At 71.4% G+C, this 15,153-nt stretch carries 7 protein-coding genes; 4 read left to right on the top strand and 3 right to left on the bottom strand.

Features of this window, described 5'->3' with window-relative positions; genetic code table 11:
* Positions 1-114 precede the first annotated feature (114 nt).
* From ACZ60X_RS25310 to ACZ60X_RS25295, 4 genes are all read left to right on the top strand, one after another.
* Positions 115-5,592, top strand: coding sequence for an RHS repeat-associated core domain-containing protein (locus ACZ60X_RS25310; RefSeq protein ID WP_469602605.1), 5,478 nt, complete (start codon positions 115-117; stop codon positions 5,590-5,592).
* 131 nt (positions 5,593-5,723) lie between these two features.
* Positions 5,724-6,266, top strand: a complete 543-nt coding sequence (locus tag ACZ60X_RS25305) for a hypothetical protein (RefSeq protein WP_469602602.1) — start codon at positions 5,724-5,726, stop codon at positions 6,264-6,266.
* Positions 6,267-6,800: 534 nt separating this feature from the next.
* Positions 6,801-7,694, top strand: a complete 894-nt coding sequence (locus ACZ60X_RS25300; RefSeq protein WP_469602600.1) for a glycosyltransferase family 2 protein — start codon at positions 6,801-6,803, stop codon at positions 7,692-7,694.
* A 646-nt stretch (positions 7,695-8,340) separates the two neighbouring features.
* Entirely contained in the window at positions 8,341-11,640 is a 3,300-nt protein-coding gene (locus ACZ60X_RS25295; protein ID WP_469603104.1) for an AfsR/SARP family transcriptional regulator, read from the top strand.
* 7 nt (positions 11,641-11,647) lie between these two features.
* Here the strand turns inward: ACZ60X_RS25295 and ACZ60X_RS25290 are convergent, their stop codons facing one another.
* The 3 genes from ACZ60X_RS25290 to ACZ60X_RS25280 form a co-directional block, all read right to left on the bottom strand.
* Positions 11,648-13,348: a bifunctional 3'-5' exonuclease/DNA polymerase gene (locus ACZ60X_RS25290; protein ID WP_469602597.1), complete on the bottom strand. Its 1,701-nt coding sequence runs from the start codon at positions 13,346-13,348 to the stop codon at positions 11,648-11,650.
* A gap of 115 nt (positions 13,349-13,463) precedes the next feature.
* Complete coding sequence (locus ACZ60X_RS25285; protein WP_469602595.1) at positions 13,464-14,234, bottom strand: Clp protease N-terminal domain-containing protein; 771 nt, start codon at positions 14,232-14,234, stop codon at positions 13,464-13,466.
* Positions 14,235-14,316: 82 nt separating this feature from the next.
* Positions 14,317-14,955, bottom strand: coding sequence for a LysE family translocator (locus ACZ60X_RS25280; protein WP_469602592.1), 639 nt, complete (start codon positions 14,953-14,955; stop codon positions 14,317-14,319).
* Positions 14,956-15,153 lie beyond the last annotated feature (198 nt).

The following is a 15,153-nucleotide window of genomic DNA, read 5'->3' as shown; positions in this document are numbered from 1 at the left end:
TAAATCCGGGCATTGACCGCGAGTGGGTGTGCAGTAAACCCTTTCATTGCGGCATGTTCATGACCGGCTGAGTGTCGCGGTGCCACGGAGTATCGGGCCAAGGGGGGCTGTGTCATGAACGTACGTCGATTCAGGGTGCTCAGAGCCGGGGTGGTGCTCACCCTCTTCGCGGGTCTCACCTCAGCTATTCCCGGCGCGGCGATGGCTGCGCCCGCCTTGGGCAGCGGTTTCGTGGCCGGCGCGAAGCCGAGGCCCGTCGAGTCGCAGCACGTGATGACGCTCGCCCAGCGCCGCACAGAGGTCAAGCAGGACCGCGCCTCCGGTTCGCGCGCCGCGTCGGTCGTGTCCAAGCGAGGGTCTCGTCCTACCACGTCCTCCCTGCGTAAGGAGAGCGACAAGGCGCGGAAGGCGACCCAGCAGCGCGATGGGAGGTCGACGTCTGTTGCTGCGGGAGCCGGCGCGGCTGCCGACACGAGCGTGTGGGGTGTTCCTGACAACGTGGTCATGTCGGGATCGGCGGGCGATCCGCGGTCCTGGGCCAACACGGGGGTCTCCCCGGGTGCGTTCAACACGGGTGTGGTCGTCCCCGGCGAGACGCTGACGCTGGCAGCGGACATCTGGGACTCCGTCGACGACTACGACTCGACCAGCAGGACCTACCTCGATGTGACGGCCACGGTCCACGTCACGTGGGAACTCTCCGGCTGCGGCGCGAACGTCACCATCGACACCGGTCAGGTCGTGACCGCGCACTCGTCGTTCACGCGGCTCAACACCAGCAACGGCGGCCCCACACCGGCCCCGCCGCGGGTGTCCGCGACGTACACGGTGCCCTCGACCTGCCCCACCGGCGGATCCACCTACCTCAGCCTGAACGTGGTCGGTACGGTCACAGACGCCGGCGGCACGGCCGGCGGGACTGCCGTCAACGCGCACACGTTCTCCAGCCTGCAGGCCGCCCAGACCTACGGTGGCCGCTGCGGTGGCACGGCCTCCGGGGCGGCCCGGCCGCAGGCGCTGGAGTGCGATCCGGTCAACACGGCGACCGGAGCGTTCTCCGAGGCGTTCACCGACGCGACGGTGGCCGGTGCGGGCGTGCCGTTCACGCTGTCGCGCGACTACTCCTCAAACGACACCACGCCGGGCGCGCTGGGCACCGGCTGGACGCTGCCCTGGGAGACCTCCCTCTCGGTGGCCGCGAACGGTGACGTCACGCTCCGCGACGAGAACGGCTCCACGTTCACCTACACCAAGACCTCCACCGGCGACTTCACCGCACCCATCCTGGCCCGTTCGACTCTGGTGGCGCTCTCCGGCGGGGGCTACACGCTGACCACGCTGGACCGCCACGTGCTGAGGTTCAGCGCTGCGGGACTGCTCACCAGCAGGCAGGACCGCTCGGGTCAGGGGCTGACGTTCTCCTACTCGGGGACTCAGCCGGTGACGGTGACCGACGCAGCCGGCCGCGCGGTAAGCCTTTCGTACAGCGGCAGCATGCTCAGCAGCGTGACGCTGGCGGACGGCCGGCATGTCGACTACGCCTACTCCGGAGGCCGGTTGACGACCGTCACGGGCCTCGACGGCGGCACCACCACCTACACGTACGACACCGCAGGCCGGCTCTCGAACATCAACGACACGCGCGGCCACGACGTCGTCGGCAACGACTACGACTCCTCCGGACGCGTCGTCACCCAGACCGACGCAGCCGGCCGGAAGACCACGTTCGCCTACACCAGCGGGGAGACGGACATCACCGCCCCGGACGGCGGCGTATGGAGCGATCTGTATGCCGGCGGTCTGCTGACGGCCCGGTACGACCCCTTCGGCAACCGGACCTACTACGGCTACGACGGCTACGGCAACCGCACCTCCGTCCTCGACCCACTGGGCGACCACACCACCGACACCTACGACAACTCGGGTCACCTGCTCACCCATGTCACGCCGGTCGCGACCGACACATGGACCTACAGCTCCGGCAACGTCGCCACCCACACCGACGGACGCTCGGACAAGACGACGTACGGCTACGACTCCGCAGGGCGACTCACGTCGATCACCGATCCCGCGGGCGGCGTGACGAACCTGACGTACACGACGGCCGGCCTCACCTCCTCGCTCACGACGGCGCGCGGCAAGACGACGTTGTACGGCTATGACACCGCCGGGAACCTCACCTCGGTCACCTCGCCGCTGAGCGAAAAGACCACCTACACCTACGACGCCGCGGGCAGGCGGCTGACCAGCAAGGACCCGCTGGGCAACACGACCACCTACGGCTACGACACCAAGGACGACGTCACCTCCGTCACCGATCCACGCGGCAAGAAGACGTCGTACACCTACGACGCGGCGCGCAACCTGACCTCGGTGACCGACCCGCTCGGCGCGGCCACGACGTATGCCTACGACGCGTCCAACCGTCTGACGTCCGTCAAGAACGCCGTCGGCGGGAATACCGTCCGCGCCTACAACGCGACCGGCCTCGTCGCCTCCGTCACTGATCCGCTGGGCGCCGTCACGAGCTACGGCTACGACAAGGCCGGCCATCTGCTGACCACGATCACCCCCCGCGGCAACCTCTCCGGCGCCACCCCGGCCAAGTACACGTGGAGTTACGGCTACGACAGCGCCGGGAACCGGCTCACCGCCACCGACCCGACCGGCGCAACCACGGCCACCGCCTACGACGCTGACCACCGGCCGGTGAAGGTCACCGACCCGCTCGGCAGAGCGACCACCTACACCTATGACGCGGACAACAACACCACCAAGGTGACCAATCCGCTGAACCAGAGCGTCAGTTGGACCTATGACAAGACCAACCGGGTCACGAAGATCACCGACGGGCGCTCCTACTCCACCGCGTACGCCTACGACGCCGACCACGATCTGACGTCCGTCACCTCTCCCTTGGGCGAGGTGACGACGTACACCGTCGACGACGACGGCCGCCGGATCACCGCCACCGACCCGCGGGGCAACGTCACCGGCGCCAACGCCGCCGCCTACACCTGGTCCTACGCCTACGACGCCGACGGCAACCCGGTCACCGTCACCGACCCCACCGGCGCCGCCACCCACCGCTCCTACGACGAAGACGGCAACGTCGCCTCCACCACCGACGGCCGCGGCAACTCCACCACCTATGCCTACGACGCCGGCGACCACCTCACCACCGTCACGGCACCGGACACCGGTGTGACCGGGTACACCTACGACCCCGTCGGCGACATCACCGGCCGCACCGATGCCAACAACCGGACGACCGCGTATGCCTACGACGCCGACCACCGCCTCACCAAGAAGACCGACCCCCTCGCCCGCGCCGTGTCCTACGCCTACGACGCCGACGGCGACCCGACCGTCAAGACCAACGCCCGCGGCCAGACGATCACCACCGCCTACGACGGCCGGGGCCGGCCGACCGGCCGCACCTACAGCGACGGCACCGCCGCCATCTCCTACACCTACGATGCGGCCGGCGAGGTCACCGGCATCACGGACGCCACCGGCAGCCGCACCGCCACCCACGACGGCGCCGGCCGGCTGCTCACCCTGTCCGTCCCTGGCAGCAGCACGCCGTTCACCTACACCTACGACGCCGACAACGACGTCACAGCCCGCACCTACCCGGACGGCTACCAGGCCACCTTCACCTACAACTCCGACGACGAGGTCACCGGCCAGACTGCCAACTCGGCCAGCACCAAGTACGCCTACGACGTCGCCGGAGACCTCACCACCACCACGCTCCCGACCGCCAACGGCTACACGGAGACCCGCACCTACGACGGAGCCCGCCGCCTCACCACCATCGCCTCGGCCAACTCCACCGCGACCCTGGCCAGTTGGTCCGCCACCCGCGACGCGAACGGTTCCCCCTCCACGGTCACCTCCGCCCGCGCCGGCACCGCACAGCCGCCGACCAGCTACAGCTACGACACCAACGGCCGCCTGCTGTCCGAGTGCACGGCCCCTTCTGGCTCCACCGGCTGCCCCACAGGCTCGTCGAAGACCGCCTACGCCTACGACAAGGCCGGCAACCGCCTCACCAAGGCGACCGGCACGGCCACCACGAACTACACCTACGACGCGGCCGACGAACTGACCAAGTCCGTCACCGGATCGACCACCACCGCCTACGCCTACGACGCCGACGGCGACCAGACCGCCGCGGGCACCACCACCTACAAGTACGACGCCGCCGGCGAGCTCTCCGGTGCCACCGTCGGCTCCACCGCATACGCCTACACCTACGACGCCGCCGGCAACCGCACCACCACCAAGACCAACGGCACGCTCTCCCGCACCACCTACTGGGACATCAACAACCCACTGCCCCAGATCGCCGACGAGACCAACGGCTCCGGCACCCTGATCGGCGACTACCGCTACGACCCTCTCGGCGAGCCCCAGACCCTGCGCACCACCGCCGGCACCTACTACGACCACCACGACTTGTCCGGCTCCATCACCGACCTCACCAGTTCGACCGGAGTCGACCAGGAAAAGTACAGCTACGACGCGTACGGCAACACCACGGCCACCGCCCTGGTCACCGGTGCGCCCGCCAACCCCTTCGCCTACACCGGCCAGTACAAGGACCCCGCCGGCACCGCCCTCGGCTACCAACTCCGCGCCCGTACCTACGATCCCGGCACCGGCCGCTTCACCAGCACCGACCCCGCCCCCGCCTCCCTCGCCGAACCCGCAACGTCGCCCTACGCCTACACCGACGACGACCCAGCCACCCTCACAGACCCCTCCGGCGCCTGCCCCGAATGCGTCAGCGCCGCCGTCGGCGGCATCATCGGCGGAGTCTTCGGCGGCATCAGCTACAGCCTCAGCCACCCCCACGACTTCAGCTGGAGCGGCCTCGGCACCTCCGCGGCAAAGGGCGCCCTGTACGGCTTCGGCGCCGGACTGCTGATGCCCGCGGCCGGCGCGGGCGCCGCCGACCTCCTCGGCCTCGAAGAGGGCAGCACGGCCGCCACGGCAACCTCGGCCGCCGTCAACGCAGGCGTCGGCGCCGCCTACACCTGGGCCTTCGACAACGCCCTGTGCGAACCCACCACCCCCGGCGACCTGCTCCTCGGCGCCCTCGGCGGCGCCTTCTCGGGTCTTTCTACTGGTGGCTCCCCCACGTCACTGTCGGCGGTGGAAGACTCCCAGCCGCGGCTGTTCCCCAACCAGTACGACGACCCTGAATTCCTTGCCCGGGAACTGGCCGATGCGGAGGCCGCGGGAGTGGCTCCCATCGATGCGGGAAGCAGGGCGTTCGACGAGGCAGTATCCGGTGGCGGACAATACTTGTGGGCCGTCGGCCCCGATGGAAAGCTGCGGGTCCTCCTCGAGGTATCCCGCAAGATCAAGCACTCGGTACTGTTCCGGGGGGGACCGGTGCGGGGTGCCGGGGACGTGATCTTCGAGAATGGAGGGGTCAGTATGATAAGTGACCAGAGTGGCCACTATTATCCTCTGCTGGATCTCGATGTCCCTGATTCTTATCTTCAGTCGGGCGTTGACGCTTTCCGCAATGCGGGCGTGTCTGTTCCCGACGAAGCCATTCAGCCATACGCTCGGTGATCGTGTTGAACAGTCCAATAAGCGACTACCGGACGCTCATCCGGCTTGAACCTTCCCAGCTGTCGGAGGCCCTGTGGCGGTTGTCCCCGCCATTGTCCCGCGGGCGCCGGGCGCGGTGGATTCTCGTCCTGTTGGACATCGCCATCACAGACTCCTATCCGGTCAACGAGGAGCCCGATGTCGACCTCACGAAGCGTATCGGTTTCGCTTCGCGGCTGCTCGATTTCATCGATCGTGAGCTGCAGATTCCCGACTGGAGCCGTATCGCCGACGAATACGTGGGGTTCACGCGCAAAGCAATAGAGGCCGGGGCGCAGGAGGTGCCATCGAATCTGCAGGTAGATTCGGTGGTGAGGCGAATACTGGATTGCTTCTCCGTTACTCGCCAGCAGGCCATGCAAATTGCCGATGCGAGACGCGAACGTTACCTGGAATCCCTGACCGCAGATCTGGAGGAGGGGTTCGATCGCGCCGTCCACGTTGACGGCGCCGCCGAGCTTCTGACGATCACCAACCTGCTGTCCCTGTTGCGCTGGTTCCAGGGGAAGGTCGTCGACGCGGACCTTGCGGAAGAACTGGACGCATGGCTCGATGTTCGTCCCGACCTCGAACTCGGAGACACCGTGGCGCAGTTGCTCGCCGACCGAATGAGAAGGATCCAGGGGAGCTCTTGATCGTCACGCCGAGGTGCCGGCACGTCCATCTCCGCCCCACTGTGTGGGGACTCCGTTCCAGCTGATCCATCTTGCGTGAGCGATGCGTGAGCGGACGGGGAAGCACCCATTGGATGGGACGTCATGCACCGGCGGCCAGCAAGTCTCTGACCAGGGAGAACAGGACCGAGCGTGATCACCGAACACCACCCGTCATGATCACGCAGGCCCTCGTAATGCGTAGGTCTCGGGTTCGAATCCCGAAGGCGGCTCCACTGGACCCCGGACCGGATAACTCCGCTCCGGGGTTTTGTCATGCCGGGAGCCGGTGTCGGAGTGAGGCGCCGAGGGGTGGTGCTGGGGAAGGGGCCGCGAAAGGCGCCGGGGGTGGTGCCGGGGGTGGTGCCGGGGGTGGTGCCGACAAAACCGGAGCAGAGGGGCGGCAAAGTGAATCCGGGTCGGGGGAACCCGCGGAGCTGAGGCAACATCTTCGTGAACGGTGGGCGCCGCGCGGTCAGGGTGTGGCGCGGCCGTCGGCCGGATGGGGTGAGGGACGTGGTGGAGCCGAGGATCGCCGTCGCCGTGGTGACGATGGGCAACCGGCCCGCCGAAGTCGACGCCCTGCTGGAGTCGGTGGCCAAGCAGGACCTGGCCCCCGCTCGCATCGTGATCGTCGGCAACGGCTGCCGGCTGCCCGAGTTCGCCCGTCGGCTCTCCCTGCCCGGCGAGGTCACCACCATCGACGTGGAGGAGAACCTCGGCTGCCCGGGCGGCCGCAATGTGGCCCTGGCCCGGCTGCGCGAGTTCGGGGACGTGGACGTCGTGGTCGAGCTGGACGACGACGGGCTGCTCGTCGACGCCGATGTGCTGCGCCGTGTACGGGACCTGTACGCCGCCGATCCGCGCCTCGGCATCGTCGGGTTCCGGATCGCCGACGAGCACGGTGAGACCCAGCAGCGCCATGTTCCCCGGGTGGGGAAGTCGGACCCGATGCGCGGGGGCTACGTCACCGGTTTCCTCGGCGGCGGGCACGCCCTGAGCATGGCGATGCTGGCCGAGACCGGGGACTGGCCCGCCGAGTTCTTCTTCGCGCACGAGGAGACCGACCTCGCCTGGCGCGCCGCCGACGCCGGCTGGAAGATCCGCTACGCCCCGGAGCTGCTGCTCCAGCACCCCAAGACCTCGCCGGCCCGGCACGCCATCTACTACCGCGTCAACGCCCGCAACCGCGTCTGGCTGGTCCGCCGCCGGCTGCCGTTGCCCCTCGTCCCCGTCCACCTCGGGGTGTGGACACTCCTCACCCTCGCCCGCACCCGTTCCCCGGCAGGGCTGAAGGCATGGTTCGCGGGGTTCGTGGAGGGTCTGCGGGAGTCGGCCGGCGAGCGTCGGCCCATGCGCTGGCGGACCGTCTGGCGGCTCACCCGGCTGGGGCGTCCGCCCGTGATCTGAACGGCGAGCACATCGGGCCGTCGCGCGCGGTGGGCGCCGGTCCGGCGATCGTACGGGGGCTGCGCGTGAGGGCCGTCGGCCGGTCGAGCGGAGCGGCGGCGTCCGCCGGGATCACCGGCGCGGGCGAAAACGGGACGGGGCCCCGGTCGTTCACCTCCGCCGACCGGGGCCCCCGCGTCCCCGGACCCAGCCTGCGGCGACACTCCCCCGAGTTACGCGACACACGCGCGCGCCGTCGGGCCGGATCCGATGGAGTGATCACATCAAGCGTCACCAACGGATCGCTAACATGTGGCCAACGGTTCGTCGGCAGGTCGCGCACCGGTTGGCCGGAACTCGCCCGAGAGTACCGGAGGCCGGCTGTCGGGCAGGCTGATCCGGCCGACGGCAGGTGGCGGGAAACCGTTGCGGACAGGGCGGGTTTCCGCCAAGGAACGGTGGGCACGCGCCCGCCGCGGAGCGCGGTCGCCCCGACCGCGCGGGAAGGCAGTGAAGCGGCGTGAAGCGGCGGTGCGGGCTGCGGTTCGGACTGCTGGGACCGCCGGTGCTGTACGACCCACTCCCGTACGAGGCGTCGTACGAGACCCCCGGTGTCCTCTCTGACGACGCCGCACCGGACGTCGTCCCGGACATCGTCCCCGGCGACATGGTCGCCGCCGCCCCGCATGACACTCGCGACAACGGCGTCCGGGCCGTCGGCAGCCCCAAAGTGCGCGTCCTGCTCGCCGCGTTGCTGCTGGAGGCGGGCCGGGTCGTGTCCGTCGGGTCGCTGAAGGACGCCCTGTGGGGCGGGGCGCCGCCCGTCTCCGCGCATGCCTCCCTGCACAACCACGTCACCCGGCTGCGCCGGCTCCTGGACGACCCCGAGCGGCTCCGGGCCGTGTCGCCGGGCTACCTGCTGCGCGTCGAGCACGGTGAGCTGGACGTGCACGTCTTCGACGCCCGGGTCGCCGAGGCGCGGGCCGCGCACGCCCGGGGTGACTGGCCGGGCGTCGTACGGGCGGCCACGGCCGGGCTCACGCTGTGGCGTGGGACCCCGCTGAGCGGGCTCCCCGTGGACCTGGGCGGGTACGCCCTGGTGCAGCGCCTGGAGGAGGCGCGGCTGCTCCTGCTGGAGTGGCGTTACGACGCGGAAATCGCCCTCGGCGGCGCCCGGTTGGCCGCGCTCGTGCCCGAGCTGGCCGCGCTCGTCGCCGAGCATCCGCTGCGCGAGGCGTACCACCGTCAGCTGATGCTCGCCCTGCACCGCACCGGTCGCCAGGCCGAGGCGCTCGCCGTCCACCGTGATCTGCGGACCCGCCTGATCGAGGAACTCGGCATCGAGCCCGGCCCGGCGGTCCGTGAGGCGCATGTCGAGGTGTTGCGGGGGAACGGCGAGGAACCGCAGCGGAAGCAGGCGAGGGGGACGGCGGAACGAGGGCGGGAGCAGCAGCGGGCGGGCGGCGAGCGGGGCGGCTGTCGGCAGGGCTGCGCGGACGGGGTGTCCGTGGAGGCCGCCGGAGAGCCGGAGAAGGGGGAGAAGAAGCAGCCGGGGGAGCCAGGGGGGAGGGAAGAGGAGCGCGGGGACGGGCCTGAGGCGGGTGAAGCGGCCGTTCGGCAGGCCCCGCGCCCGGCCCAGCTCCCCGCTCCTCCCGCCCACTTCACCGGGCGCGCCGACGCGCTTCGCGAGCTGCGGCGCGCGCTCACCGAGCCGCCCGCGCCGGCTCCCGCCATCGCCGTGATCAGCGGCATGGCGGGCGTCGGCAAGAGCGCGCTCGCCCTGCACGTCGCCCACGAGCTGAGGGAACGTTTCACCGACGGTCAGCTCTACGTCAATCTGCACGGTGCCACCCCCGGCATGACCCCGCTCACCGCCACGCAGGCCCTCGCCGCACTGCTCCGGGACCTGGGCGCTGAGCCGCGCAGCATCCCCGAACACCCGGACGCGGCAGCCGCGTTGCTCCGCTCGCTGCTCGCCCCGGCGCGGATTCTGCTGGTGCTGGACGACGCGGCGAGCGCGGCCCAGGTACGGCCCCTGCTGCCGGCCGGGCCCGGCTGTGCCGTGATCGTCACCAGCCGCTCGCCGCTGACCGCGCTGGACGGCGCGCGGCGCCTTCCTCTCACACCGCTGACCGGCGAGGACAGTGCCGCGCTGCTGCGCGCGGTGAGCGGGCGGGGCGGGCTGGACGCCGGGCACCCGCTGGTCGAGCTGACCGGGCGGCTCCCGTTGGCGCTGCGCGTGGTCGCCGCCCGGCTCGCCGCCCGTAGCGCCCTCACCCCCGACGTGCTGGCGGGCCAACTGGCCGAGACGGGCGGCCGACTGCGCCACCTGGAGTACGACGATCTGAGCGTCCGGCGCTCTCTCGCCGTCGCGCACGACGCGCTCGCCGCGGCCGAGCGGGAGGCCGACCGGGACGCGGCCCTCGCGCTGCGCCGCATCGGCGCGCTCGATCTGCCGACCTACGGCGCCCCGCTGATCGCCCGTCTCACCGGAACCGACGCACGCCGCGCCGAAGCCGCCCTCGACCGCCTGGTCGACGTCGCCCTCCTGGAGGAGACGGCCTACGGCCGCTACGCCCCCCACGACCTGGTCCGCGACTTCGCCCGCGAACTGGCGGACCAGCGACGAGGCACCGCCGGCGTCCCCGCCGACCCGGAGCCCGACTCCGCGCCCCACGCCGTGAGCAACTCCGCGCCCGCGCCCGACTCCGACTGCGACCTGGCTGCTCTGCGCTGGTACGCCGCCGTCGCCGAGCGGATGCTGGAGGCGATCGTGGAGCCCGGGCTCGACCTGGAGGACCGGCGGCGGGCGACCTCGGCACAGCCGGCGGCGCACGCGGCCGATGTGGCGGAGCTGGGGTACTTCGGCTCCGCCGAGGAGGCCTTCGGATGGGGCGAGGTGGAGTTGGAGAACGTCGTCGCCCTGGTCGCGCGGAACGCGGACACCGCCGAGCCGCGTCGCGCCGGATACCTGTCGGTGCTGGTGCGACTGATCTTTCCCTATGCGCAGCGCAGCGGACTCGTCGCCGAGATGGAGGTGCTCGGACGGGCCGGGCTCGTGGCGGCGCGGCGGCTCGGGGACGCGGCGGCCGAGGCGTACGCGCTCGGTGACCTCGCCGGCCTGCACTTCCTGACCGGCCGGCAGAAGGACGCCCTCGCGCTGACCGACCAGTGCCTGGAGATCTGGCGGCGACTCGGCATCGCCTCCCGTATCCGGCGCTGTCTGAACAACCGTGGGCTGCTGCTGGAGGGACTCGGGCGGTTCGCGGAGTCCGGGGAGGCGCTGCGGCACAGTCTCGCCTACTCCCGGCAACTGAACGACCCCTACGGCGAGGCCGTCACCCGCAGTCATCTCGGCAACCTCTACGAGCACACCGATCCGCGCGCCGCGATCGAGCAGCACCGGCGCTCGCTGGCGATCGGAGACGCGATCGGCGCCGTCATCGTGCAGCACTCGGCGCACTGCAACATCGGCTACGCCCACCTCACGCTCGGCGAACCGGCCGCCGCGGCGCGGCACTTCGAGGAGAGCCTGCGCATCCTCGGCGGCGCCGGGGACTGGCACGGCGAGTCCCAGACCCGGCTCGGTCTGGTCCGGGCACTGCGGCAGCTGGGGGAGGCCGAGCGGGCCGGTGGCGAGTGCGCCGAGCTGCTGCGGCGCGCGGACGCCCGCGCCGACCGGTACATCGGCGGTCTCGCCCGGCACCAGCACGGGCTGCTGCTGCGCGAGCAGGGGCGGTGGCCGGAGGCGCACGACGCCTGGCGCGCGGCGCTCGCGGCCCTGGACGGCACGGACGAGCAGACCGTGCTGAGCGAGCTGCGCGCCCTGCTCGTCGAGGACCGGCCGGGGCAACCGGACAGCCCGGGCCGACTGGGCCGGCCGGTGCGGCCGGATCAACCGGATCAGGTGGGCCAACGCGATCGGTGCGGTCAGCGCGATCAGCCGGACCGGCCCAAGTGCCCCTGATCCCCGTTCACTTCGCGTCGGCATAACACTTCACCACCGCCGTCGTGAACGGGAAGCGCACCGGTGTCTCGCCGAAGGTCAGCCGCCCGGCGAGATCGGCCGACGCGCGGATGGCCCGTACGACGGTGTCGGCCTCTTCGGCGGGGCAGTGCACGATCACCTCGTCGTGCTGGAAGAAGACCAGCTGGGCCTTGAGGTCCGCGCAGGCCTGGCGGAGCGCGGCGAGCATCAGCAGGGCCCAGTCGGCGGCGCTGCCCTGCACGACGAAGTTCCGTGCGAAGCGGCCCCGGGCGCGGGAGTCGGCGGAGGCGTAGCCGGGGACCCAGGCCTGGCCGTCCGCTGCCGCTGCCTCGCCGTCGTCCTCGCCCAGGGGGATGCCCGCTTCCTCCGCCGCCTCCTCGCCGGACCCGGCGGCCGGCGGGCAGGTCCGGCCGAGCCAGGTGCGCACGAGCCGGCCTTCCTCGCCCGCGCGGGCGGCGTCGTCGACGTAGGCGACGGCCTTGGGGAAGCGGCGGCGCAGCGCGGCCAGGTTCTTCAGGCCGTCGCCCGACGTCTGGCCGTAGACCGCGCCGAGGACCGCGAGTTTGGCCTGGTCGCGGTCGCCGGAGAAGGCGCGCTCGGAGACGGACTGGTAGAGGTCGCTCTCGCGGCCCGCGACCTCCATCAGGCCGGGGTCGCGGGAGATCGCGGCGAGGACGCGCGGCTCCATCTGGTCGGCGTCGGCCACCACGAGCCGCCAGCCGGGGTCGGCGACCACGGCCCGGCGGATCACCTTGGGGATCTGCAGCCCGCCCCCGCCGTTGGTCACCCAGCGCCCGGTGACCGTCCCGCCGGCGAGGAACTCGGGGCGGAAGCGCCCGTCGCGCACCCAGTCCTGAAGCCAGGACCAGCCGTGGGCCACCCAGATGCGGTAGAGCTTCTTGTACTCCAGCAGGGGCGCGACGGCCGGGTGGCCGACGGACTGGATCTCCCAGCGGCGGGTCGAGCGCACCTTGATCCCGGCCTGGGCGAAGGCCTTGACCACGTCGGCCGGCAGATCAGGGCGCACCCGGCGGCCGAAGGCGGTGGACACCTCGTCGGCCAGCTCGGCGAGGCGGCGCGGCTCGCCACCGCCCGCGTACCGCTCGCCCAGCAGTTCGTGGAGCAGCTCGCGATGGACCTCGGCGCTCCAGGGCACGCCCGCGTGGTTCATCTCGGCGGCCACCAGCATCCCCGCCGACTCGGCGGCCGTCAGCAGACGCATGCGGTCGGGGTGGGCCGTGCGCTCGTGCCGGCGCAGTTGGTCGGCGTAGACCGCGAGGAGGTCGGTCAGGGGCAGCGGGGCGCCCGTGGGCTCGAACAGCGGGGACTGGGCGCCCGGTTCGGCCGCGCGCAGCGGAGGGTCGGGCGGTACGGGGCCGCCCCGGAGGCGGGCCAGGGCGGCGGCGGCCGAGCGTGGCTCGCCGTACCGTCCCTCATGGCCCAGCAGGAGTGTCTCGGCGTCCTCGATGTCGTAGCACCGCTCCACTCGCACCCCCGTGGCGAGCAGACGCGGGTAGACCTCGGGGGTGGACCGCCACACCCAGCGCGTCACCTCCGGGCGGCTCCGCACCGCCCCGGCGAGATCACTCTCCCGCCGTACCGGCCCGGCGGGCAGCCCGTCCGGGCCGAGGGGGGCGACGTCCACGCCACCGTCCTCGGCCGGAGCGAGCGCCCACCGGTCGGTCATGGGTGCGAGTCTGGCAGGAGGGTCTGACAATCGGCCCCGAGCTGCGGTTTCGGTGCCTGGAGGGGGTGTCGGCGGTCTCACCGTCCGGGGCCGCGGGGCCCCCGGTGGTGGGGGCTCAGTCCTCCGGGGAGGGGGAGTCGTCCGCCGGCTGCCCCGCCGCCGTCTTGTGCTGCTCCACCAGAAGCGCCAGCACCTTCGCGACGTACGCCTCGGTCCCGGCCTTGGTGATGCCGAGGCCGCTGAGGACCCCCTCGCCGTTCTCCTGCTCCAGGAGGGCGAGCAGGATGTGCTCCGTGCCGATGTAGTTGTGGCCGAGCCGCAGGGCCTCGCGGAAGGTGAGTTCCAGGGTCTTCTTGGCCTCGGGGCCGTAGGGGATCAGATCGGGTACGTCGTCCGAGGCGGGCGGGAGCGCGGCCGTCGCGGCCTGGCGTACGGAGTCCAGCGGGACGCCCTGCGCGACGATCGCCTTCGCCGCCAGACCCTCCGGCTCGGCCAGGAGCCCGAGGACCAGGTGCTCGGGCCGGCCCTCGGGGTTGCGGGCGGCCACCGCCTCGTTGTGCGCGGACACGACCACCTGGCGCGCGCGGGGGGTGTAGCGGCTGAAGCCCTGGCTGGGGTCGAGGTCGTTGGACTCCTTCGGCACGAACCGCTTCTGCGCCGCCTGCCGGGTCACTCCCATGCTCTTGCCGATCTCGGTCCAGGACGCGCCGGAACGCCGCGCCTGGTCGACGAAGTGGCCGATCAGGTGGTCGGCCACGTCGCCGAGGTGATCGGCGGCGATCACCGCGTCCTTGAGCTGGTCGAGGGGTTCGGGGTGAACCTTCTTGATGGCCTCGATGAGGTCGTCGAGGCGTACGGATGCCGTGATGTTCGGGTTGGTCGCCATGTGTCAACCGTAGGTTGCGCCTCGGGTGTTGTCAACCGGTGGTTGACAGTCCAGTTCTCCTACGGACTGTGCGCCGTCTCCCTCACTTCGGGGTGGCCGCGAGTCGTACCGCGAGCCCCGCGAACACCGTTCCGCTGAAGTAGTCCAGACCCCGGGCCACCCGGCGGCTGCGCCGCAGCAGCGTGGCGAGCCGTCCGGAGAGCAGGCCGACCGAGCCGTCGACGATCACGCCCATCAGCGTGATCGTGCACCCCAGGACGAGGAACTGCTCGCGCACGTGCCCCAGAGAGGGGTTCGCGAACTGCGGCAGGAAGGAGACGTTGAACAGGATCACCTTCGGGTTGAGCAGATTGGTCACGACCCCACGCCAGAACGCCCGCCGGCGCACCCGCTCGCGCCCCGAACCGCCCTCCTCCGGCGCCGTCTCGGCGCCGCCGTCGCCGCGGAACGCCTTGGACGCGAGGAACAGCAGGTAGGCCGCACCTGCCCAGCGCAGCGCGTGATAGAGGGTCGGCAGCGTCAGGAAGAGCGCCGACAGCCCGAGGGTCGCGGTCACCGTGTGCACGAACATCGCGCAGGCGACCCCGACGGCCGCGGTCAGTCCGGTCAGGGGCCCGCCCCGGCCGCCCACCGCCACGATGAACATCATGTCGGGCCCAGGGGTGACGCAGAGTGCGAAAGCGGCGATCAGGAAGGCCGCGTAGAGAGACGTGTCCACCATGCCGCCATGCTCGCCACCGGCCCGCGCGCGCAGGGCGCAATTCCAGGGGTCGAGACGTCGCCGACCATCGGCGCTCCCAGAGCCGTGCGAGCCGCCCCCGGCCGCTGCGTGCGGGGCTGGCCGGGAGCCGTCCTCCCGGTCCTGGCACCCCTCGGCCACTACCTTGGTCGCGCCGGCCCGGTCGAAGAGGTGTCGCCC

The sequence above is a fragment of the Streptomyces sp. NPDC104106 genome, from assembly GCF_055584345.1.
This window is presented reverse-complemented; position numbering and strand designations above follow the sequence as displayed.

Excerpts from the sequence above, each read along its gene's own strand:
- ACZ60X_RS25310 (WP_469602605.1), top strand. The coding sequence starts at position 115 with ATGAACGTACGTCGATTCAGGGTGCTCAGAGCCGGGGTGGTGCTCACC.
- ACZ60X_RS25295 (WP_469603104.1), top strand. The coding sequence starts at position 8,341 with ATGGTCGCCGCCGCCCCGCATGACACTCGCGACAACGGCGTCCGGGCC.
- ACZ60X_RS25290 (WP_469602597.1), bottom strand. The coding sequence starts at position 13,348 with ATGACCGACCGGTGGGCGCTCGCTCCGGCCGAGGACGGTGGCGTGGAC.
- ACZ60X_RS25285 (WP_469602595.1), bottom strand. The coding sequence starts at position 14,234 with ATGGCGACCAACCCGAACATCACGGCATCCGTACGCCTCGACGACCTC.
- ACZ60X_RS25280 (WP_469602592.1), bottom strand. The coding sequence starts at position 14,955 with ATGGTGGACACGTCTCTCTACGCGGCCTTCCTGATCGCCGCTTTCGCA.